The sequence below is a fragment of the Streptomyces qaidamensis genome, assembly GCF_001611795.1.
GTDB lineage: Bacteria > Actinomycetota > Actinomycetes > Streptomycetales > Streptomycetaceae > Streptomyces > Streptomyces qaidamensis.
On record NZ_CP015098.1, the window covers coordinates 2,131,239 to 2,153,221 of the forward strand.

17 protein-coding genes are annotated in these 21,983 nt (G+C 73.8%); 15 read left to right on the forward strand and 2 right to left on the reverse strand.

Features of this window, described 5'->3' with window-relative positions:
* From A4E84_RS09325 to cobC, 12 genes are read left to right on the forward strand one after another with little or no spacing between them, the layout of a single operon-like run.
* Complete coding sequence (locus A4E84_RS09325) at positions 1-1,509, forward strand: cobyric acid synthase (protein ID WP_062926088.1); 1,509 nt, start codon at positions 1-3, stop codon at positions 1,507-1,509.
* Positions 1,506-5,162: a cobaltochelatase subunit CobN gene (gene cobN / locus A4E84_RS09330; RefSeq protein WP_062926089.1), complete on the forward strand. Its 3,657-nt coding sequence runs from the start codon at positions 1,506-1,508 to the stop codon at positions 5,160-5,162. Before A4E84_RS09325 ends, cobN begins: the two co-directional genes overlap by 4 nt.
* Complete coding sequence (locus A4E84_RS09335; RefSeq protein ID WP_062926090.1) at positions 5,159-7,165, forward strand: putative cobaltochelatase; 2,007 nt, start codon at positions 5,159-5,161, stop codon at positions 7,163-7,165. Before cobN ends, A4E84_RS09335 begins: the two co-directional genes overlap by 4 nt.
* Positions 7,165-7,764, forward strand: a complete 600-nt coding sequence (gene cobO / locus A4E84_RS09340) for a cob(I)yrinic acid a,c-diamide adenosyltransferase (RefSeq protein ID WP_062926091.1) — start codon at positions 7,165-7,167, stop codon at positions 7,762-7,764. Before A4E84_RS09335 ends, cobO begins: the two co-directional genes overlap by 1 nt.
* Positions 7,761-9,224, forward strand: coding sequence for a cobyrinate a,c-diamide synthase (locus A4E84_RS09345; RefSeq protein ID WP_062931377.1), 1,464 nt, complete (start codon positions 7,761-7,763; stop codon positions 9,222-9,224). Before cobO ends, A4E84_RS09345 begins: the two co-directional genes overlap by 4 nt.
* Positions 9,221-9,952, forward strand: coding sequence for a precorrin-2 C(20)-methyltransferase (cobI, locus tag A4E84_RS09350; RefSeq protein ID WP_107308480.1), 732 nt, complete (start codon positions 9,221-9,223; stop codon positions 9,950-9,952). The genes A4E84_RS09345 and cobI overlap by 4 nt, the downstream gene beginning before the upstream one ends.
* 59 nt (positions 9,953-10,011) lie before the next feature.
* The gene (gene cobM, locus A4E84_RS09355; RefSeq protein ID WP_062926093.1) at positions 10,012-10,830 is read left to right on the forward strand and encodes a precorrin-4 C(11)-methyltransferase; all 819 of its coding nucleotides are present in this window, start codon (positions 10,012-10,014) and stop codon (positions 10,828-10,830) included.
* The gene (locus tag A4E84_RS09360) at positions 10,827-12,065 is read left to right on the forward strand and encodes a bifunctional cobalt-precorrin-7 (C(5))-methyltransferase/cobalt-precorrin-6B (C(15))-methyltransferase (RefSeq protein WP_062926094.1); all 1,239 of its coding nucleotides are present in this window, start codon (positions 10,827-10,829) and stop codon (positions 12,063-12,065) included. The genes cobM and A4E84_RS09360 overlap by 4 nt, the downstream gene beginning before the upstream one ends.
* Positions 12,062-13,753 (forward strand): precorrin-3B C(17)-methyltransferase, encoded by a 1,692-nt coding sequence (gene cobJ / locus A4E84_RS09365; RefSeq protein ID WP_062926095.1) that lies wholly within the window; start codon positions 12,062-12,064, stop codon positions 13,751-13,753. Before A4E84_RS09360 ends, cobJ begins: the two co-directional genes overlap by 4 nt.
* Positions 13,750-14,337: a precorrin-8X methylmutase gene (locus A4E84_RS09370; protein WP_062926096.1), complete on the forward strand. Its 588-nt coding sequence runs from the start codon at positions 13,750-13,752 to the stop codon at positions 14,335-14,337. Before cobJ ends, A4E84_RS09370 begins: the two co-directional genes overlap by 4 nt.
* Positions 14,334-15,257, forward strand: a complete 924-nt coding sequence (locus A4E84_RS09375) for a sirohydrochlorin chelatase (protein WP_062926097.1) — start codon at positions 14,334-14,336, stop codon at positions 15,255-15,257. The genes A4E84_RS09370 and A4E84_RS09375 overlap by 4 nt, the downstream gene beginning before the upstream one ends.
* Positions 15,247-16,302 carry an Rv2231c family pyridoxal phosphate-dependent protein CobC gene (gene cobC, locus A4E84_RS09380; RefSeq protein ID WP_062926098.1) on the forward strand — a complete coding sequence of 352 codons (1,056 nt, stop codon included), beginning with the start codon at positions 15,247-15,249 and terminating at the stop codon, positions 16,300-16,302. The genes A4E84_RS09375 and cobC overlap by 11 nt, the downstream gene beginning before the upstream one ends.
* A gap of 737 nt (positions 16,303-17,039) precedes the next feature.
* Here the strand turns inward: cobC and A4E84_RS09385 are convergent.
* Together A4E84_RS09385 and A4E84_RS09390 are read right to left on the reverse strand one after the other, a co-directional pair.
* On the reverse strand, positions 17,040-17,951 hold the full coding sequence (locus A4E84_RS09385) for an SCO1860 family LAETG-anchored protein (protein WP_062926099.1): 912 nt from the start codon (positions 17,949-17,951) through the stop codon (positions 17,040-17,042).
* Between the two features lie 153 nt (positions 17,952-18,104).
* Entirely contained in the window at positions 18,105-19,196 is a 1,092-nt protein-coding gene (locus A4E84_RS09390; RefSeq protein ID WP_062926100.1) for an amidohydrolase family protein, read from the reverse strand.
* Between the two features lie 131 nt (positions 19,197-19,327).
* On the opposite strand from A4E84_RS09390, the gene A4E84_RS09395 reads away from it, so the two are divergent.
* From A4E84_RS09395 to ectA, 3 genes are all read left to right on the forward strand, one after another.
* Complete coding sequence (locus A4E84_RS09395) at positions 19,328-20,428, forward strand: pyridoxal-phosphate-dependent aminotransferase family protein (protein ID WP_062926101.1); 1,101 nt, start codon at positions 19,328-19,330, stop codon at positions 20,426-20,428.
* 117 nt (positions 20,429-20,545) lie between these two features.
* Complete coding sequence (locus A4E84_RS09400) at positions 20,546-21,082, forward strand: DinB family protein (protein WP_062926102.1); 537 nt, start codon at positions 20,546-20,548, stop codon at positions 21,080-21,082.
* 340 nt (positions 21,083-21,422) lie between these two features.
* On the forward strand, positions 21,423-21,929 hold the full coding sequence (gene ectA, locus A4E84_RS09405) for a diaminobutyrate acetyltransferase (protein WP_062926103.1): 507 nt from the start codon (positions 21,423-21,425) through the stop codon (positions 21,927-21,929).
* The last annotated feature ends 54 nt before the right edge of the window (positions 21,930-21,983 follow it).

A 21,983-nucleotide genomic window follows, 5' to 3' on the forward strand; every position in this document is an offset into this window, starting at 1 on the left:
ATGAGCGGTGGGCTTCTCGTCGCCGGTACGACCTCCGACGCCGGCAAGAGCGTCGTGACCGCCGGGATCTGCCGGTGGCTGGTGCGCCAGGGCGTGAAGGTCGCGCCCTTCAAGGCGCAGAACATGTCCCTGAACTCCTTCGTGACGACGGAGGGGGCCGAGATCGGGCGGGCGCAGGCCATGCAGGCGCAGGCCTGCCGCATCGAGCCGACCGCGCTGATGAATCCGGTGCTGCTCAAGCCCGGTGGCGAGCAGAGCAGTCAGGTCGTGCTGCTGGGCAAGCCGGTCGGGGAGCTGAGCGCGCGCGGCTACCACGGCGGCCGGCAGCAGCAGTTGCTCGGGACGGTGCTGGACTGCCTGGAGCAGTTGCGGGGCACGTATGACGCGGTGATCTGTGAGGGGGCCGGTTCTCCCGCCGAGATCAATCTGCGGCGGACGGACATCGTGAACATGGGGATCGCCCGGAACGCCGGGCTGCCCGTGCTCGTGGTCGGCGACATCGACCGGGGCGGGGTGTTCGCCTCGTTCTTCGGGACGGTGGCGCTGCTGTCGCCCGAGGACCAGGCATGTGTCGCCGGGTTCCTCGTCAACAAGTTCCGCGGGGACGTCTCCCTGCTGGAGCCGGGGCTGGACATGCTGCTCGGCCTCACCGGGCGGCGTACGTACGGCGTGCTGCCGTTCCGGCACGGGCTCGGGATCGACGAGGAGGACGGGCTGCGGGTCTCCCTGCGGGGAGCCGTACGGGAGTCCGTGGTCGCCCCGCCGGTCGGCGAGGACGTGCTGCGCGTCGCGGTCTGTGCCGTGCCGCTCATGTCCAACTTCACCGACGTGGACGCCCTGGCCGCCGAACCGGGCGTCGTGGTGCGGTTCGTGGACCGGCCGGAGGAGCTGTCCGACGCCGACCTCGTCATCGTGCCCGGCACCCGGGGGACGGTCCGGGCGCTGGAGTGGCTGCGCGAGCGGGGCCTCGCCGAGGCGCTGGTCCGCAGAGTCGCCGAGCAGCGGCCCGTGCTCGGCATCTGCGGCGGCTTCCAGATCCTCGGCGAGCACATCGAGGACGACGTCGAGAGCCGCAGAGGGCACGTCGACGGGCTCGGGATCCTGCCCGTGCGGGTGCGGTTCGCCCGCGAGAAGACCCTCACCCGGCCGTCCGGTGAGGCCCTCGGGGAACGCGTCGAGGGCTACGAGATCCACCACGGCGTCGCCGACGTCACGGGAGGGACCCCCTTCCTGGACGGCTGCCGGGTCGGCCAGACCTGGGGCACGCACTGGCACGGCTCGCTGGAGTCGGACGGCTTCCGGCGGGCCTTTCTGCGCGAGGTGGCGGCCGCCGCGGGCCGCCGCTTCGTGCCGGCGCCGGACACCTCGTTCGCCGCGCTGCGCGAGGAGCAGCTCGACCGGCTCGGCGACCTGATCGAACAGCACGCGGACACGGACGCGCTGTGGCGGCTCATCGAGTCCGGCGCGCCGCAAGGACTGCCCTTCATTCCACCGGGAGCGCCCGCATGAGCACTGTGTTGTTGTTGTCGACCGCCGACACGGACCTGCTGGCGGCCCGGGCCGCCTCCGGTGCCGACTACCGGATCGGCAACCCGACCCGCGTGGACGTACAGGAGGAGCTTCCGGCCCTGCTGGACGGAGCCGGCATCGCCGTCGTCCGGCTGCTCGGCGGCAAGCGGGCCTGGGAGGACGGGCTGGCCGCGCTGAGGGCCTCCGGCGTCCCCACCGTGCTGCTCGGCGGCGAGGCCGTGCCGGACGCGGAGCTGATGGCCGAGTCGTCCGTCCCGGCCGGTGTCGTCGCGGAGGCGCTGAAGTACCTCGTGGAGGGCGGGCCGGAGAACCTGACCGAACTCGCCCGGTTCCTGTCCGACACCGTGCTCCTGACGGGTGAGGGGTTCGTCGAGCCGCGGAAGATGCCGGAGTACGGCGTCCACGGCGAGCGTGAGCTCGTGCCGGGCCGTCCGACCGTCGGCGTGCTCTTCTACCGGGCCCACGAGCTGAGCGGCAACACCGCCTTCGTCGACACCCTGTGCGACGCGATCGAGGCGCGGGGCGCCAACGCGCTGCCCGTGTACTGCGGTTCGCTGCGCGGGGCGGACGAGGGGCTGTACGAGATCCTCGGGCAGGCCGACGCCCTGGTCGCCACGGTCCTCGCGGCCGGCGGCACCCACGCCTCGCAGGCCTCGGCGGGCGGCGACGAGGAGGCCTGGGACATCGGCGCCCTCGCCGAACTGGACATCCCCGTGCTGCAGGGCCTGTGCCTGACGTCGTCGCGGCAGGCCTGGGCGGACTCGGACGCCGCCCTGTCCCCCATGGACGCCGCGATGCAGGTGGCGATCCCGGAGTTCGACGGGCGCCTGATCACCGTGCCGTTCTCCTTCAAGGAGCAGGGCCCGGACGACGTGCCCGTCTACGTCGCCGACCCGGAGCGCGCGGCACGCGTCGCCGGTATCGCCGTACGGCATGCGCGACTGCGGCACAAGGAGAACGCCGAGAAGAAGCTGGCGCTGGTCTTCACCGCGTACCCGACCAAGCACTCGCGGGTCGGCAACGCGGTCGGGCTGGACACCCCGGCCTCTGCGGTGCGGGTGCTGGACGCGCTGCGGGACGCCGGGTACGTCGTCGAGGGGCATCCGGACGAGGGCGACGAGCTGATCCACCGGCTCATCAGCGCCGGCGGGCACGACGTGGAGTGGCTGACGGAGGAGCAGCTGGCCGCCGCGCCCGCGCGGGTGCCGCTCGCGGACTACCGGGCGTGGTTCGAGAAGCTCGACCCGGAGCTGAAGGACGCCATGACCGAGGCGTGGGGCGAGCCGCCGGGCAGCCTCTACGTCGACGGCGACGACATCGTGCTGGCGTCGCTGCAGTTCGGGAACGTCGTCGTGATGATCCAGCCGCCGCGTGGCTTCGGCGAGAACCCGATCGCGATCTACCACGACCCGGACATGCCGCCGTCCCACCACTACATGGCCGCCTACCGGTGGCTGGAGAACAGTTTCGGCGCGGACGCCATCGTGCACATGGGCAAGCACGGCACCATGGAGTGGCTGCCGGGCAAGGGCCTCGGGCTCAGCGGGGGCTGCGCCCCGGACGCGGTCCTCGGGGAACTGCCGCTGATCTACCCGTTCATCGTCAACGACCCGGGCGAGGGCACCCAGGCCAAGCGGCGCGGGCACGCCACGGTCGTGGACCACCTCGTGCCGCCGATGGCCCGCGCCGACACCTACGGCGACCTGGCCAAGCTGGAGCAGCTCCTCGACGAGTACGCGCTCGTGTCGGACCTGGACCCGACGAAGGCCCCGACCGTGCGCGCCCAGATCTGGACGCTGGTCAAGGCGGCCGAACTCCATCACGACCTGCATGTCGACGAGCAGCCGGACGACGAGGCGTTCGACGAGTTCGTCATGCACATCGACGGCTATCTGTGCGAGATCAAGGACGTGCAGATCCGCGACGGCCTGCACATCCTGGGCGGCGGTCCGGTCGGCGAGCCGCGCGTCAACCTCGTGCTGGCCGTGCTGCGCGCCTCGCAGGTGTGGGGCGGGCAGGCCAATGCGCTGCCGGGCCTGAGGGCGTCGCTGGCGCTGCACTTCGGGCTGGTCGAGAAGGAACTGCTGGCCGAGCCGGGCGCTCCGGTGAAGGTGCCGGTGGAGCTGACGGACCTGGTGGACGGCCCGGCCCGCAGCGCCGCCGACGCGATCGACCTGCTGGAGCAGCTGTGCCGGCGGATCGCGCAGGGCATGGAGGAGCGCGGCTGGGCGGTCGCCGAGAGCGCGCCGCTGGTCCGGGAGGTCCTCGGCACCGAACTTCCCGACGCGGTCGCCGTGCTGGAGTTCGCCTGTTCCGAGGTCGTGCCCCGGCTGGAGAAGACCACCGACGAGATCGGGCACATCCTGCGGGCGCTGAACGGCGGCTTTGTGCCGGCCGGCCCGTCCGGTTCGCCGACCCGTGGTCTCGTCAACGTCCTGCCGACGGGCCGGAACTTCTACTCCGTCGACCCCAAGGCCATTCCGTCCCGGCTGAGCTGGGAGGTCGGGCAGTCGCTCGCGGACTCGCTGGTGCAGCGGTATCTGCAGGACACCGGTGAGTACCCGAAGTCCGTCGGCCTGACGGTGTGGGGCACCTCCGCGATGCGCACCCAGGGTGACGACATCGCCGAGATCCTGGCGCTGCTGGGCTGCCGGCCGGTGTGGGACGACGCCTCGCGCCGGGTGACCGGGTTCGAGGTGATCCCCCTGGCGGAGCTCGGCCGGCCGCGCATCGACGTGACGGTCCGCATCTCGGGCTTCTTCCGGGACGCGTTCCCGCACGTGGTGGGGCTGATCGACGACGCCGTACGCACGGTCGCCGACCTGGACGAGCCGGCCGAGTCCAACCACGTCCGGGCCCACGCCGACCAGGACACCGCAGAGCACGGCGACCGCCGCCGGGCCACGGCCCGCATCTTCGGCTCCAAGCCGGGGGCGTACGGGGCCGGTCTGCTGCCGCTGATCGACGCCCGCAACTGGCGTTCCGACGCGGACCTCGCCGAGGTGTACGCGGTGTGGGGCGGTTACGCCTACGGCCGGGGGCTCGACGGGCGGGCCGCGCGCGGGGACATGGAGACGGCGTTCAAGCGGATCGCCGTCGCCGCGAAGAACGTCGACACCCGCGAGCACGACCTGGTCGACGCCGACGACTACTTCCAGTACCACGGCGGCATGGTCGCCATGGTGCGGCACCTGACGGGCGCGAGCCCCGAGGCGTACGTCGGTGACTCGGCCACCCCGGACCAGGTGAAGACCCGCACGCTCGGCGAGGAGACCCACCGTGTCTTCCGCGCCCGGGTGGTCAACCCGCGCTGGATGGCGGCCATGCGGCGGCACGGCTACAAGGGCGCCTTCGAGATGGCGGCGACCGTGGACTACCTGTTCGGGTACGACGCCACGGCCGGGGTCGTGGACGACTGGATGTACGAGAAGCTCAGCGCCGAGTACGTCTTCGACCCGGAGAACCGGGACTTCATGAAGAAGTCCAACCCGTGGGCGCTGCGCGGCATCACCGAGCGGCTGCTGGAGGCCGCAGAGCGCGGACTGTGGGCCGAGCCGGACGCGGAGACGCTGGAGCGGCTGCGCGCCACCTATCTGGAACTCGAAGGCGACTTGGAGGGCGACGAGAAGTGACCACCCCCTTTCCGTTCACGGCCGTCGTGGGCCAGGACGACCTGCGGCTCGCGCTGCTGCTGAACGCCGTGTCCCCGGCGGTCGGCGGTGTGCTGGTGCGCGGCGAGAAGGGCACGGCCAAGTCGACCGCGGTGCGGGCGCTGGCGGCGCTGCTGCCGGCGGTCCCGGTCGTCCCGGGATGCCGTTTCTCGTGCGATCCCGCCTCCCCTGACCCTGGGTGCCCGGACGGACCCCACGAGGCCGGCGGCGGTGCCGAGCGGCCCGCCCGCATGGTCGAACTGCCCGTCGGCGCCTCGGAGGACCGGCTGGTCGGCGCGCTGGACATCGAGCGGGCCCTCTCCGAGGGCGTGAAGGCCTTCGAGCCGGGCCTGCTCGCCGACGCGCACCGCGGGATCCTCTACGTCGACGAGGTGAACCTCCTCCACGACCACCTGGTCGACCTGCTGCTGGACGCCGCCGCGATGGGCGCCTCGTACGTCGAGCGCGAGGGCGTCTCCGTGCGGCATGCGGCCCGTTTCCTGCTCGTCGGCACCATGAACCCCGAAGAGGGCGAGCTGCGGCCGCAGTTGCTCGACCGGTTCGGGCTGACCGTGGAGGTCGCGGCCTCGCGGGAGCCGGACCAGCGGGTGGAGGTCGTGCGCAGGCGGCTGGCCTACGACGACGATCCGGCCGGGTTCGCGGCCCGGTGGGCCGAGGAGGAGGCGGCAGTACGGGCGCGGATCGTCGCCGCTCGGGAGCTGCTGCCGTCCGTGCGGCTGGGCGACGGGGCGCTGCGGCAGATCGCGGCGACCTGTGCGGCCTTCGAGGTGGACGGCATGCGCGCCGACATCGTGATGGCGCGGACCGCCACCGCCCTGGCGGCCTGGGCCGGGCGTACGGACGTGCTCGCGGAGGACGTCCGGCAGGCGGCGCTGCTCGCGCTGCCGCACCGGCGGCGGCGCAACCCCTTCGACGCGCCGGGACTCGACGAGGACAAACTGGACGAGACCCTGGAGGAGTTCGGCGGCTCGGACGACGACGATCCGGACCCGGACGCCGGTCCTGACGGGCCCGGCGGGGGCGGCGGGGGCGGCGGTCAGCCCGAGCCGGACGACGCGCCCCAGGGCGACGGTGACACCGCGGCCCGGCCCGAGGCCGGTGAGGACGGTCAGCCGCAGCCCTCGGGCGCCGGCGAGCAGTCGGCCGCACGGGCCTCCGAGCCGTTTCGCACGAAGGTGCTGAGCGTGCCCGGCATCGGCGAGGGTGCCGCCGGGCGGCGGTCCCGGGCACGGACCGAGCACGGCCGGACGACCGGGGCCCGGCGGCCCCGGGGCGCCCTCACCAAGCTGCACCTGGCGGCGACCGTGCAGGCGGCGGCCCCGCACCAGCGGGCGCGCGGACGGTCCGGGACCGGCCTGGTCGTGCGCCGGGACGATCTGCGGCAGGCGACCCGCGAGGGGCGCGAGGGCAATCTCGTGCTGTTCGTCGTGGACGCCTCCGGGTCGATGGCGGCACGGCAGCGGATGAGTGCCGTGAAGGGGGCCGTGCTGTCGCTGCTGCTGGACGCCTACCAGCGGCGCGACAAGGTGGGCCTGGTGACCTTCCGCGGTACGGGCGCGGACGTCGCGCTGCCGCCGACCTCGTCGGTGGACGCGGCGGCGGCCCGGCTGGAGACGCTGCCGACGGGCGGGCGTACACCGCTCGCGGCGGGGCTGCTGCGCGCCCACGACGTGCTGCGCGTGGAGCGGCTGCGGGACCCCGCGCGGCGGCCGCTGGTCGTCCTGGTGACGGACGGGCGCGCCACCGGCGGCCCGGAGCCGGTCGCCCTGGCCGGGCGTGCGGCACGGCTGTTCGCGGCCGACGGGGTCGCCTCGGTCGTCGTGGACTGCGAGTCGGGGCCGGTACGGCTCGGGCTCGCCGGGCAGCTCGCGGGTGAACTGGGCGGTACGGCCGTGACATTGGACGAGCTGCGCGCGGACAGCATCGCCGGGCTCGTGAAGGACGTGCGCAGGAGGGCCGCGTAATGCCGCAGGGACAGCCGAGTGTGGTGCCGGACGACGGACTGACCACACGGCAGCGCCGGAACCGGCCACTGGTCGTCGTCCACACGGGCGTCGGCAAGGGCAAGTCCACCGCCGCCTTCGGGCTCGCGCTGCGCGCCTGGAACCAGGGGTGGCCGATCGGGGTGTTCCAGTTCGTCAAGTCGGCGAAGTGGAAGGTCGGCGAGGAGAACGCGCTGCGGGTGCTCGGCGCCTCCGGCGAGGGCGGGTCCGTCGACTGGCACAAGATGGGCGAGGGCTGGTCCTGGGTGCAGCGCGATGCCCAGATGGACAACGAGGAGAAGGCCCGGGAGGGCTGGGAGCAGGTCAAGCGGGACCTGGCGGCCGAGACGTACAAGCTGTACGTGCTCGACGAGTTCGCGTACCCGATGCACTGGGGGTGGGTCGACACCGGCGAGGTGATCGACGTCCTGCGCAATCGGCCCGGCACCCAGCACGTGGTCATCACCGGACGGAACGCACCCGGGCACCTCGTGGACTTCGCCGACCTCGTGACCGACATGTCCAAGGTCAAGCATCCGATGGACGCGGGCCAGAAGGGCCAGAGGGGCATCGAGTGGTGAGTGCCTCCGTCCCTCGGCTGGTCATCGCCGCGCCCTCCTCGGGCAGCGGCAAGACCACCGTCGCCACGGGGTTGATGGCCGCGTTCGCCGCGCGGGGGCTCGCCGTGTCCCCGCACAAGGTCGGGCCGGACTACATCGACCCCGGGTACCACGCGCTCGCGACCGGGCGCGCGGGACGGAACCTCGACGCGTACCTGTGCGGACCCGAGCTGGTCGGGCCGTTGTTCCTGCACGGGGCACAGGGGTGTGACATCGCCGTCGTCGAAGGCGTGATGGGGCTGTACGACGGGGCAGCGGGCGAGGGAGAGCTGGCGTCGACGGCGCATGTCGCGAAGCTGCTGCGGGCGCCGGTGGTGCTGGTCGTGGACGCGTCGTCGCAGTCGCGGTCGGTGGCGGCGCTGGTGCACGGGTTCGCCTCCTGGGACCCGGAGGTGCGGGTCGGGGGCGTGATCCTGAACAAGGTCGCCTCGGACCGGCACGAGGAACTGCTGCGGGAGGCGCTGGAGCAGGCCGGGGTGCCGGTGCTCGGGGTGCTGCGGCGGGCTCCGCAGGTGGACACGCCGTCGCGGCATCTGGGGCTGGTGCCGGTCGCCGAGCGGCACGCTGCCGCGGTGGAGGCGGTGGCGGCGATGGGGGCGCAGGTCTCCGAGGGTTGTGATCTGGACGCGTTGGCGGGACTGGCGCGGAGTGCCGGTGCGTTGTCGGGTGCGGCCTGGGACGCGGCCGAGGTCGTTTCCTCGCCCCCGCCTCCCCTGCCCTTCCCGTCCTCCGGGGGCTCCGCCCCTTCGACCCTGCCGGAGGGCGGAGCCCCTCGGACCCCCGGTCGGCCTGAACGGCCTCGTCCTCAAACGCCGGACCGGCTGGTTGTCGCCGTCGCCGGGGGTGAGGCGTTCACCTTCTCCTACGCCGAGCACACCGAGCTGCTCGCCGCCGCCGGGGCCGAGGTCGTCACCTTCGACCCCCTGCGGGACGAGGAACTGCCGGACGGGACCGCCGGGTTGGTGATCGGGGGCGGGTTCCCCGAGGTGTACGCCGCCGAGCTGTCCGCGAACGAGCCGCTGCGCAAGGCCGTCGCCGCCCTGGCGGAGAGCGGTGCTCCCGTCGCCGCCGAGTGTGCCGGGCTGCTGTATCTGTGCCGGGAGCTGGACGGGCTGCCGATGTGCGGGGTGCTGGACGCCGGGGCGCGGATGAGCGAGCGGCTCACGCTGGGCTACCGGGACGCCGTCGCCATCGGTGACAGTGTGCTCGCGGCAGCCGGGACCCGGATGCGGGGGCACGAGTTCCACCGGACCGTCGTGGAGCCCGGCTCGGGAGCGGAACCCGCCTGGGGGGTCCGCGCTCCCCGGCCGCGGGTCGAAGGTTTCGTACAGCGCGGTGTGCACGCGAGTTATCTGCACACGCACTGGGCGTCCGAGCCCGGTGTCGCCCGTCGGTTCGTGGAGAGGTGCCGGACGTCATGAGCAGCAGGCTGGTCGGAGTCGGGGTGGGCCCCGGGGATCCGGAGCTGGTGACCGTCAAGGGCGTCAACGCCCTGCGGGAGGCCGATGTCGTGGTGGTCCCCGTGATGGACAGCGGGGAACGCGGCCGGGCCGAGGCGACCGTGTTGCACTACGTGCCCGAGGAGAAGGTCGTCCGGGTCGTGTTCGCCCTGAACGAGCGCAGCGACCGGGGGCGGCGCGAAGCCGCCTGGGACGCGGCCGGGGACCGGGTCGCCGAACTGCTGCGGCGGCACGCGTCGGTGGCCTTCGCGACCATCGGGGACCCCAACGTGTACTCGACGTTCACCTACCTCGCGCAGACCATCGCCGAGCTCGTGCCGGGGACCGTCGTCGAGACCGTGCCCGGGATCACCGCCATGCAGGACCTCGCCGCCCGGTCGGGGGCCGTGCTGACCGAGGGCACCGAGCCGCTCACGCTCGTGCCCGTCACCGCCGGGGCGGCCGTGCTGAAGGACGCCCTGGCCGGGCCCGGGACCGTGGTCGCCTACAAGTTCGGGCGGCAGGCGCACGAGGTCGCCGAGGCGCTGCGGGAGACCGGGCGGCTCGCCGACGCCGTGTGGGGATCGGCGCTGGGACTGCCGGAGGAGTCCGTACGTCCCGCCGCCGAGCTCGACGACACACCCCTGCCCTATCTGTCGACGCTCATCGCACCCGCCCGGCGCGAGGGCGGCCGGGGCGGAAAGCTCTGACGCACCCCGCCCGCCGTCGCCCCGCCCCCCTTCACCCCCTGTACGAGAGGACCCATCCCATGGCCGACGCCCCCGCCGGCAAAGTGACCTTCGTCGGCGCCGGCCCCGGCGCCGCCGACCTGCTGACGTTTCGTGCCGCCCGCGCCATCGCCGAGGCCGACGTCGTGATCTGGGCGGCCAGCCTGGTCCAGGAGGAGGTCCTGGAGCACGCCCGTGAGGACGCGGAGATCCTCGACTCGGCGACCATGTCCCTGGAGGACGTCGTCGCCGTGTACGAGCGGGCCCGGGGCGAGGGGCTCAAGGTCGCCCGTATCCACTCCGGTGACCCGGCCCTGTGGGGCGGCACGCAGGAGCAGGTCGACCGGTGTGCCGAGCTCGGCATCGCCACCGAGATCGTGCCCGGGGTGTCCTCCTTCTCGGCCGTCGCGGCGCTCGCCCAGCGCGAGCTGACCATCCCGGAGGTCGCGCAGTCGGTCGTGCTGACCCGGCTCGGCGGCGGCAAGACGCCGATGCCGCCCGGGGAGGAGGTCCGGGAGTTCGCCAAGCACGGCACCACCATGGCGGTGTTCCTCTCCGCCGCCCGCAGCGGCCAGCTCGTGCGGGAGCTGCTGGAGGGCGGCTACCCGACGACGACCCCGGTCGTGGTGGCGTACCAGGCGACCTGGCCGGAGGAGCTGATCGTCAAGTGCACGATCGGCACGCTGGAGGAGACGGTCAAGGAGCACAAGCTCTGGAAGCACACCCTGTTCCTGGTCGGCCCGGCGCTCGACGCGCACGGCACGCGCTCGCACCTGTACCACCCGGGGCACTTCCACGGGTACCGCAAGGCCGACCCGCAGGCCCGGCGGGCCCTGCGCGAGCGGGGGGCGAGTACGTGATCACGGTGGTCGGCACGGGGACGGGGGCGGCGCCTTCCGACGACGTCCTCGCCGGTGCCGGGCTGGTCGTGGGCGGGCGGCGGCACCTCGACGCCGCAGGGTTGCCCGGGACGGCGGAGCGGGTCGTGCTCGGGCCTCTCGCGCCGGCTCTGGACACCATCGGCGAGTACGTCGCGAAGGACCGTCCCGTCCTGGTGCTGGCCTCCGGGGACCCCGGGTTCTTCGGGATCGTGCGGGTGCTGGCCGAGCGGTTCGGGCCGGAGCGGCTGGATGTGCGGCCCGGCGTGTCGTCGGTCGCCGCCGCGTTCGCGCGGATCGGGCTGCCGTGGGACGACGCCGTGGTGGTGAGCGCCCACGGGCGGGAGCTGCGGACAGCCGTCAACGTGTGCCGGGCGCAGGCGAAGACGGCCGTGCTGACCGGGCCGGGCGCGGGTCCGGCGGAGCTGGGTGCCGCCTTGCGGGGCGCGGCGCGGGTGCTGGTCGTCGCCTCCGGTCTCGGCTCGGAGGCGGAGCGCGTGGAGCGGGTGACGCCCGCCGAGGCCGCCGCCCGCGACTGGGGTACGGCGGTGAACGTGGTGCTGTGCCTGGACGAGGCGCGGGCGCTCGGCGCCGTGCGGACGGTCGCGGGGCCGGGTGAGCGGCCCGCCGGCTGGGCCCTGGAGGAGGCGGAGTTCGCCCACCGGGACTCGATGATCACCAAGTTCGAGGTGCGGGCGCTGGCCCTGGCCAGGCTGGGGCCGCGCCCCGGCGACCTGGTGTGGGACGTGGGCGCGGGCTCGGGGTCCGTGGCCGTGGAGTGCGCGCGGCTCGGTGCGGCCGTGACCGCCGTGGAGAAGACCGCGGACGGGGTCGAGCGGGTCCGCGCCAACGCCGCCGCGCACGGAGTGGACGTGCGGGTGGTGCACGGCGTGGCGCCCGACGCGCTGGCGGATCTCGCCGAGGCCCCGGACGCCGTGTTCGTCGGGGGCGGCGGGCGCGAACTGCCCGCCGTGGTCGCCGCGTGCGCGCGGCGCGCCCGGCGCACGGTGGTCGTCGCCATGGCGGCGCTCGACCGGGTGCCGGCGGCGCGCGAGGCCCTGACGAGCGCCGGTTTCACCTGTGACGGCGTGCTGCTGCAGTCGTCGCGGCTCGCGCCGCTGCCCGGGGACGTGACCCGGCTCGCGGCGACCAACCCCGTTTTCCTGCTGTGGGGCGTCCGGCCCCCGGCAGCTGTCGAAGAAGGAGTCGCTCAGTGATCGGCCTCATTTCCGCCACCGCGGCGGGAGCGGCTGCGCGGGACCGGCTGGCCGCGGCGTGGCCGGACCGCACCCGGGTGTACGAGGGTCCCGTCGGGGACGCCGTACGGGCCGCGTTCGCGCAGTGCGAGCAGCTCGTGTGCTTCCTGGCGACGGGGGCGGTGGTGCGGCTGGTGGCACCGCTGCTGTCCGGCAAGACGGAGGACCCGGGCGTGGTGTGCGTCGACGAGGGCGGGCGGTTCGCCGTGTCCCTGCTGGGCGGGCACGCGGGCGGTGCCAACGAACTGGCCCGCGAGGTGGGTGACCTGCTGGGTGCCGAGCCGGTCGTGACCACGGCCACGGACGCCGTGGACCTGCCGGGCCTGGACACCCTCGGCCTGCCCGTGGAGGGCGATGTCGCCGGGGTGTCGCGGGCGCTGCTGGACGGCGAGGCGGTGGCGCTGCGGGCCGAGGTGGCCTGGCCGCTGCCGCCGCTGCCGGTGACGGACCAGGGGTCGTACACGATCCGGCTGACCGACCGGCTCGTGGAGGCGGCCGAGCGCGAGGTGGTGCTGCGTCCGCCGACGCTGGTCGTCGGGGTCGGGGCCTCCAAGGGCGCCCCCGTCGAGGAGGTCCTCGGACTGGTGGAGGGCGCCCTGCGGGAGGCCGGGCTGTCCGTGGCGTCCGTCGCTCAGCTGGCCACCGTCGACGCCAAGGCCGAGGAGCCCGGCATCGTCGAGACCGCGCGGCGGCTCGGGGTGCCCCTGGTGACGCACTCCGCCGGAGAGCTGGCCGGGGTCGACGTGCCCAACCCGTCCGACGCGCCGCTCGCCGCCGTCGGGACCCCGTCCGTGGCGGAGGCCGCCGCGCTCGTCGGCGGGGGCGAACTCCTCGTCCCCAAGCGGAAGTCGGCCGCGAGCCCGGCCATGGCGACCTGTGCCGTCGTACGGCGGCCCGGGCGCGGGCGGCTCGCGGTGGTCGGGCTCGGGCCGGGCGCGCGGGACCTGCTGACGCCGCGTGCGCAGGCCGAACTGCGGCGGGCTTCCGTGCTCGTCGGGCTCGACCAGTACGTCGAGCAGATCCGCGATCTGCTGCGGCCCGGCACCAGGATCCTGGAGTCGGGGCTCGGGGCCGAGGAGGAGCGGGCGCGCACGGCAGTCGAGGAGGCTCGCAAGGGCCAGGCCGTCGCGCTGATCGGCAGCGGGGACGCGGGCGTCTACGCCATGGCCTCCCCCGCGCTGGCCGAGGCCTCCGACGACATCGACGTGGCCGGAGTGCCCGGGGTGACGGCGGCGCTCGCGGCCGGTGCGATCCTGGGCGCCCCGCTGGGCCACGACCACGTGTCGATCAGCCTGTCCGACCTGCACACGCCGTGGGAGGTCATCGAGCGGCGGGTGCGGGCGGCGGCCGAGGCGGACATCGTGGTCACCTTCTACAACCCGCGCTCACGCGGCCGCGACTGGCAGCTCCCCAAGGCTCTGGGCATCCTCGCCGAGCACCGGACACCGCAGACGCCGGTCGGGGTGGTGCGCAACGCCTCCCGTCCGGACGAGTCCAGCCGGCTCACCACCCTGGGCGCGCTCGACCCGGCGACGGTCGACATGATGACGGTCGTGACCGTGGGCAACACGGCGACCAGGGACATCGCGGGGCGCATGGTGACCCCGCGCGGCTACCGCTGGCAGGCGGCGCAGGAGGGCTCCGAGTGAACCGTGTCGTCCATCCCATCGAGGTGGAGTCCTACCGACGGCTGCGCGCCCGGCTGGACACCTCGCACTTCCCGCCGCTGACCCGGGCGGTCGTGGAGCGGGTCATCCACTCCGCCGCCGACCTCGACTACGCCTCCGACCTCGTCATGGACGAGGCCGACCTGGAGAAGGCGCACGCGGCGCTGCACACCGGGGCGCCCGTGGTCGTGGACGTGGCGATGGTCGGCGCCGGCATCACGCGGCGCGAGACCGTCTGCCGCCTCGGGGACGCTCAGGCCGGTCCCGGGCTGACCCGGTCCGCGCACGCCATCCGGCTCGCCCACGAGCAGGTCGGCCCCGGGGCCCTCTGGGTGATCGGCAACGCGCCGACCGCGCTGGAGGAGCTGCTGACGCTCGACGCCGACCCCGCGCTCGTCATCGGGCTGCCCGTCGGGTTCGTCGGAGCCGTCGAATCGAAGGCCGCGCTGCGCGAGAGCGGCCTGCCCGCCGTGAGCAACGTGTCCGAGAAGGGCGGGTCGGCGGTCGCCGCCGCCGCGCTCAACGCCCTGCTGTACCACCCCACTTCCGCCGAGGAGAAACTGTGACCACCCCGCCCGCCCTGCTCATCGCCGGCCACGGCACCCGGGACGACGCCGGAGCCGAGGCGTTCCGCGACTTCGTACGGCAGCTGGGGGCCCGGCACCCCGAACTGCCCGTCGCGGGCGGCTTCATCGAGCTGTCCCCGCCGCCGCTGGGCGAGGCCGTCACCGAACTGGTCGAGCAGGGCGTGCGACGCTTCGCGGCAGTCCCGCTGATGCTGGTGTCCGCCGGGCACGCCAAGGGCGACATCCCGGCGGCCCTGGCCCGCGAGAAGGAGCGGCATCCGGGCATCTCCTACACCTATGGGCGTCCGCTCGGCCCGCACCCGGCGCTGCTGAACGTGCTGGAGCGGCGGCTGGACGAGGCCCTGGGGTCCGCGGGCCGCACGCCCGGGGACCGTTCCGACGTGACGGTGCTGCTGGTGGGGCGCGGCTCCACGGACCCGGACGCCAACGCCGAGGTGCACAAGGCGGCCCGGCTGCTGTGGGAGGGGCGCGGGTACGCGGGTGTCGAGACGGCGTTCGTGTCACTGGCGGCGCCGGACGTGCCGAGCGGGCTCGACCGCTGCGTGCGGCTGGGCGCGCGCCGGATCGTCGTCCTGCCCTACTTCCTGTTCACGGGCATCCTGCCGGACCGGGTGCGGCACCAGACGGAGGGCTGGGCGGCCGCCCACCCGGAGGCCGAGGTGCTGTCGGCCGACGTCATCGGGCCGGAGCCGGAGCTGCTGGACCTGGTGTGGGAGCGGTACGAGGAGGCCGTCAAGGGCGATCTGCGGATGAACTGCGACTCGTGCGTGTACCGCATCGCGCTGCCGGGCTTCGAGGACAAGGTGGGCATGCCGCAGCAGCCGCACTTCCACCCGGACGACGACGACCACCACGGGCACGGGCACCACCACCACGGCGCTCACTCGCATGCGCACTGAGAGCGGGCACGATCTGCGTCACCACGGGGACGCGGAGGTCCGTGACGACGGCCGGGCGCTCGTCGACCTGGCCGTGAACGTCCGCGCGGACACGCCGCCCGTCTGGCTGCGGGAGCACATCGCCGCGTCCCTCGGCGGGCTCGCGGCCTACCCCGACGGGCGTGCCGCGCGGGCGGCGGTGGCCGCGCGGCACGGACTGCCGGTGGAGCGGGTGCTGCTGACGGCGGGTGCGGCGGAGGCGTTCGTGCTGCTGGCGCGGGCGCTGAAGGTGCGGCGGCCGGTCGTCGTCCACCCTCAGTTCACGGAGCCGGAGGCGGCGCTGCTGGATGCCGGACACGCCGTCGGCCGGGTGCTGCTGCGGGAGGAGGACGGTTTCCGCCTGGACCCGGCGGCCGTCCCCGAGGACGCGGACCTGGTGGTCATCGGCAACCCGACGAACCCGACGTCGGTGCTGCACCCGGCGGACGCGATCGCCTCACTCGCCCGGCCCGGGCGGGTGCTGGTGGTGGACGAGGCGTTCATGGACGCGGTGCCGGGCGAGAGCGAGGCCCTGGCCGGCCGCGTCGATGTGCCCGGCCTGGTGGTGCTGCGCAGCCTGACCAAGACGTGGGGGCTGGCCGGGCTGCGGATCGGGTACGTGCTGGCGGCGCCCGAGACCGTCGAGGACCTTCAGCGGGCGCAGCCGCTGTGGCCGGTGTCGACCCCGGCACTGGCCGCGGCCGAGGCGTGCGTGGGGCCACGGGCGCTGGCGGAGGCGGCGCACGCGGCGCACCGCATCGCGGCGGACCGCGCGCACCTGCTGGCGGGCCTCGCCCGCTTCGCCCCGGCCGGGCTGCGGGTGGCCGGGCCCGCGCGGGGCCCGTTCGTCCTGGTCCGCGTGGAGCGGGCCTCCGCGGTCCGCCGGCACCTGCGCGACCTCGGCTACGCCGTGCGGCGCGGCGACACGTTCCCCGGCCTGGACGAGGAGTGGCTCCGACTGGCGGTACGGGACCGCGGGACGACCGACGGTTTCCTGCGGGCGCTGGAGTCGGCGCTGCAGCGCTGAGACCCGGGGTCCGTCTGGGCACCGGAACAGGCCTGACGGCACTGGGAGCCGGGTGTCGGCGCTGCAGCATTGAGACCCAGGACCCATCTGGGCACCAGAACAAGCCTGACGGCACTGGAAGCCGGGTGTCGGCACTGCAGCATTGAGACCCAGGACCCATCTGGGCACCAGAACAAGCCTGACGGCACTGGAAGCCGGGTGTCGGCACTGCAGCATTGAGCCCCAGGACCCATCTGGGCACCAGAACAAGCCTGACGGCACTGGAAGCCGGGTGTCAGCGCTGCAGCATTGAGACCCGGGGTCCGTCTGGGCACCAGAACAGGCCTGACCGGGGACCAGGGTTTCGCGCGGGCGCCCGGGCCAGGAGCACCGAGGCTTGGCGCCCCGCCGGTACTTGGGGCCAGGAGCGCAGAGGCCTGGGGCCCGAGCGGGCGCTGGGCCCTGCCCAGGAGCACCGCAGCCCCGGCGCGACTTGATCGGACCAGGAGCGCTGAGACCCGCGGCCGGGACCTGAACCGGCCGAAGCGCCGCGACCCCGAATCCTGCGCGCGCAGCAAGCCCCACAGCACCGCCAACCGGGGCGGTCCCAAGCGGGCCCTGAACCTGGCCCCGGAACACCGAGGCCCCGGGCCCGCCGGAACCCGACCAGGCCGAGGTACTGAGGCCCCGAATCCTGCGGGCCCCGGCGCATCCGGGACCCGAACCCCTCCAGCCCCCGCCTGTGCCCCCTCCGGGGATCAGCCCCTGCGGCGGGCCAGGGCCACCGCTCCCCCGCCCGCTGCGAGCAGGACGACGGCGGCGCCCACGACGTACGGCGTGGTCGAGCTGCCGCCCGTCTCGGCCAGGCCGGACTCCGCGGCTGCTCCTTGGGGTCTGACGTCGGCGGGCGGGGCGGACGGCTCGGCCGGGGGGTGTGCCGCGACCTCGGGCCGGGGGGTCTTGCAGGTCGCCTCGGCCAGGGTGACGGTGCCGTCGACCTCGGCGACGTTCAGCTTCGCGGGGTTGACGGACACCGTGAGTTCGAGGGCGGTGGCGGCGGCCGTCCGGGCCGTGGTCCGGGTACTGGAGAGGTCCAGGCGCACCTCGCCCACGCCCGGCACCTTGACGTCCGTCGGGCCGCCGGCGGACAGGGCCACGCGCTTTCCGAGCACGGTCACCGAGCCGGGCATGCCGGTCGTGGCGAACGGTTTCTGCCCGACCTCGCAGGTGGCCCTGGCCGTGACCTGCTCGACCTCGATCAAGGACAGCAGCGGCAGGCCGGGGACGTGGAGGCGGGCCTTCACCAGGGTGGTGGCCCCCTCGGCCTTCGTGGCGGTCGCCGTGGCTCTCGCCTCGGCCACCTCCGCACGCAGCACGCTGAAGGGCCGGCCGCCGTCCACCGCGTCGAGGGTGGCCGTCAGGGTGGTCTTCTCGGCGCTCCGCGGGGCCCGGACGTCGTTGAGGGAGACGGCGAGGGGGACGTTCACCGACTTGTTCAGCAGGGAGACGTCCAGGCCGGTGCGCAGGACGACGGCGCTCGCGCGGCCGTGGTCGCCGGTGGCGTGCGCCGGGCTCACGCCGGTCAGTGCCACGGGCCCGGCGGCGAGGGCCGTGGCGCTCGCGACGGTCGCCAGCCGGCGTGCGGACATGCGGAAGGAAGGGCTGCTCACGGTGGGGACTCCAGGGGAGACAGGCTCGGGACCCGGAAAGAATCGCCGCACCGCGCGTACGGCGTCAGCGATCTGACGTCGCTTCACTCCAACGTGGCGAGACCGGGGATCCATTCGAATCCCGCGGCACAGGCGTTCCCCGCCGCCACCGGGCTACCCGACCACGCGCCCGTTCAGCACCACCCGGCGCGGCGACGCCAGCACCCGTACGTCGGCCCGCGGGTCCTCGTCGTAGACGACGAGGTCGGCCGGGGCGCCCTCGTCCAGGCCGGGGCGGCCGAGCCAGCGGCGGGCCGCCCAGGTGCCCGCGGCGAGCGCCTCGACGGGCGGGATGCCGGCGGTGACGAGTTCGCCGACCTCGGCCGCGGCCAGGCCGTGCGCGAGGCCACCGCCGGCGTCGGTGCCGACGAAGACCGGGATCCCGGCGTCGTAGGCGCCCCGGACGGTGTCGTAGCGGCGTTCGTGGAGCCTGCGCATATGGGCCGACCAGCGGGGGAACTTGCTCTCCCCGCCGTCCGCGAGCTGCGGGAACGTCGCGATGTTGACCAGGGTCGGGACGATGGCGACGCCGCGTTCGGCGAACAGCGGGACGAGGTCCTCGGTCAGGCCCGTCGCGTGTTCGATGCAGTCGATGCCCGCCTCGACGAGGTCCTTGAGGGAGTCCTCCGCGAAGCAGTGCGCGGTCACCCGCGCGCCGAGGCGGTGGGCCTCGGCGATCGCCGCCTCGACGGCCCCGCGGGGCCAGCAGGCCGACAGGTCGCCGAGGTCGCGGTCGATCCAGTCGCCGACCAGCTTGACCCAGCCGTCGCCGCGCCGGGCCTCCTGGGCGACATAGGCGACCAGGTCCTCCGGCTCGATCTCCCAGGCGTAGTTGCGGATGTAGCGGCGGGTGCGGGCGATGTGCCGCCCTGCGCGGATGATCTTCGGCAGGTCCTCGCGGTCGTCGATCCAGCGGGGGTCGGAGGGCGAGCCGGCGTCACGGATGAGGAGAGTGCCCGCGTCCCGGTCGGTCAGGGCCTGCTTCTCCGCGACGTCCTGGGGGACCGGTCCGTGCCGGTCGAGTCCGACGTGGCAGTGCGCGTCGACGAGGCCGGGCAGGGCCCAGCCGACGACCGTGCGGACGTCGCGGGCGCCGGCGGGACGGTCGTAGGAGATGCGGCCGTCGACCATCCACAGCTCGTCCCGGACCTCCTCGGGCCCGACGAGCACCCGCCCCTTCACGTGCAGCACCGTGCGATCGCTCATGCACCGCACCTTAGTGAGCCGGCCGCCCGGCCTCGAAAGGGGCCGGTGTCCGGGGGACGGGCCGCGCGGGGGCGCGAGGGCCGCCGGTTACCCTCGATGCGATCGAACCTGTGAGTGAAGAGAGCCCCACCGTGACGCATCCGTTTCTGGACCTGGCCCCGCTCGGCGCGGACCGCTTCGCCGCGATCGAGGACCGTGTGGCGCGGCTGCTGAGCACCGAGCAGGACGTCGTGATCATGCAGGGCGAGGCGTTGCTGCCGCTGGAGGGCGCGATCCGCGCCGCGGCCGGTCCCGGCACGACGGCGCTGAACGTCATCACGGGGCCCTACGGGCAGACCTTCGGCGACTGGCTGCGGGACTGCGGCGCCACGGTGATCGACCTGGCGGTGCCCTTCCACACGGCGGTGACGGCCGAGGAGATCAGGCAGGCCTTCGCCGAGCACCCGCAGATCGACTTCGTGTCGCTGGTGCACGCGGAGGCGGCGACCGGCAACACCAACCCGGTCGCGGAGATCGGCGAGATCGTGAGGGCCCACGGGGCGCTGTTCTACCTGGACGCCGTGGCGTCGATCGGGGCCGAGCCGGTGCTGCCGGACGCGTGGGGCGTGGATCTGTGCGTGATCGGCGCGCAGAAGGCGATGGGCGGTCCGGCCGGGGTGTCGGCGGTGTCCGTGAGCGAGCGGGCCTGGGCGCGGATGGCCGCCAACCCGAAGGCTCCGCGCCGGTCGTACCTGTCGCTCCTCGACTGGAAGGAGCGGTGGATCGACGGCGGCCGCAGGGCGCTGCTGCACGCGCCCGCGCAACTGGAGATGCTGGCGCTGGAGGCGTGCGTGGAGCGGATCGAGGCAGCGGGAGCGGAGGCCGTGATGGCCCGGCACGCGTCCGCCGCGGCGGCGACCCGGGCCGGTGCGGTCGCGCTCGGTGGCGGTCTGGAGCCGTATGTGTACGAGGCCCGGGACGCGGCGCCCGTCGCCACGACGCTGCGGGCGCCCTCCGGGCTGGTGGCGTCGGAGCTGGTCCGGCGGGCGCTGGAGGCGGATCCGGCCGTGCCGTTGGCCGCGGGCGGGGGTGCGCTGGCCAAGGAGATGATCCGGGTCAACCACTACGGCGCGGACGCGACGCCGGGCGCGGTGCGGGCGAGTCTGGCGGCGCTGGGCGTGGCGCTCTCCGAGCAGGGGCTGTCGGTGGATGTGGAGGCGGCGCTGCGGGCCGTCGAGGGGGCGTGGAGGTAGTCGTCTGGCCGGGGTTCGTTCCTCGCCCCCGCCGGCGCCGGGCCGGACGGGCTGAAAGACACCGGTCGGCGCCGACGGCCGGCGAGCGATGTCAGTGACGCATGCCATGCTCCCGGCATGACCGACACACGCGCCGAAGCATCCCCGACCCTTCCCGACGGCCGCCCCGTCCCGCATCTGACCGGTGACGAGCGCGCCATGCTGGAGAGCTGGCTGGACTTCCACCGGGCCACGCTGGAGCTGAAGTGCGCCGGTCTGGACGACGCGCAGGTGCGGGTCGCTGCGGCCGAGCCGTCGTCGCTGACCCTGCTCGGGCTGGTGCAGCACCTCGCCGAGGTCGAGCGGAACTGGTTCCAGCGGGTGGCCGGCGGGGTGGCCGTGGCGCCCGTGTTCGAGGACGCGACTGGCTACTCGCTCGATCCGGCGCGCGGGCTCGACGCGGCGCTCGGAATCTGGCGGCGGGAGATCGCGCGGGGGCGGGAGCTGTGCGCCGGGCTGCCGCTGGACCACATCGGGCGGGTCGCCGAGGGGCCGGTGCCCGGGATGGAGGTCAGTCTGCGCTGGGTGCTCATCCACATGATCGAGGAGTACGCGCGGCACAACGGTCACGCCGATCTCCTGCGGGAACGTATCGACGGAGTGACCGGGGCCTGAATTCCCCGTGCTTTCCGTGATATCTCACATGTAAGCTGGCACACAATTAATGAATTCTTTCATGAACGGCTTCCCGTATTCTTCTGCCCGCTTTTCCCGTTCCTAAACGCGCAGATTTTGAGGACGCTCGGAGGGGAAATTCCGACACCCCCCGCAAGGTCCACGCAGCTGTGACGCGTTACACACTGTGACCACTTTGCCCGGGAATTACCGGACAATACCGGGCATCCTGCTGCCTTGATACGTGAACCCTCGCGCTCGCGCGATAACACAGACGGGGCCCATATGTAACCCTCATCGGCGATGCAATTTTGAATTTCGCTGGGTAAGTTCAATTCGCATGACTGCCGTACAAGCAGATCCGCAAATCGACCGCCCCACGGTGGCTGACGGAGCCGCACTCTGGCGGATGGCGAAGGACTCGAAGGTTCTCGACCTGAACTCGTCCTACAGCTATCTGCTGTGGTGTCGGGACTTCGCCGCCACCTCGGCCGTCGCCCGCGACGCGCAGGGCGAGCCGATGGGTTTCATCACCGGGTACGTGCGGCCGGACAGCCCGCACACCCTGCTGGTCTGGCAGGTGGCGGTGGACGAGGCCCACCGCGGGCGCGGACTGGCCGCCGCGCTGCTCGACGGCCTGGTCGCACGGACCACGACCGAGCTGGAGGTGACGACGGTGGAGACCACCATCACCCCGGGCAACACCGCCTCGGAGCGCCTGTTCACGTCGTTCGCCGAGCGTCACGGCGCCCGGCTGGAGCGCGAGGTGCTGTTCGACACGGGCCTGTTCCCCGACGGGCCGCACGACGCAGAGGTGCTGTACCGCATCGGCCCGCTGCCCCACTGAGACTTCCCGCCCCACCCCACTCCCGCAGACTTCCCCCACGTACCGAGGAGCGAT

Bases quoted from the DNA above. Each gene is read 5' to 3' on its own strand.
- cobM (WP_062926093.1), top strand. From the start codon at position 10,012: ATGGCCGACGCCCCCGCCGGCAAAGTGACCTTCGTCGGCGCCGGCCCC.
- ectA (WP_062926103.1), top strand. From the start codon at position 21,423: ATGACTGCCGTACAAGCAGATCCGCAAATCGACCGCCCCACGGTGGCT.
- cobO (WP_062926091.1), top strand. From the start codon at position 7,165: ATGCCGCAGGGACAGCCGAGTGTGGTGCCGGACGACGGACTGACCACA.
- cobI (WP_107308480.1), top strand. From the start codon at position 9,221: ATGAGCAGCAGGCTGGTCGGAGTCGGGGTGGGCCCCGGGGATCCGGAG.
- A4E84_RS09325 (WP_062926088.1), top strand. From the start codon at position 1: ATGAGCGGTGGGCTTCTCGTCGCCGGTACGACCTCCGACGCCGGCAAG.
- A4E84_RS09400 (WP_062926102.1), top strand. From the start codon at position 20,546: ATGACCGACACACGCGCCGAAGCATCCCCGACCCTTCCCGACGGCCGC.
- A4E84_RS09390 (WP_062926100.1), bottom strand. From the start codon at position 19,196: ATGAGCGATCGCACGGTGCTGCACGTGAAGGGGCGGGTGCTCGTCGGG.
- cobC (WP_062926098.1), top strand. From the start codon at position 15,247: ATGCGCACTGAGAGCGGGCACGATCTGCGTCACCACGGGGACGCGGAG.
- cobN (WP_062926089.1), top strand. From the start codon at position 1,506: ATGAGCACTGTGTTGTTGTTGTCGACCGCCGACACGGACCTGCTGGCG.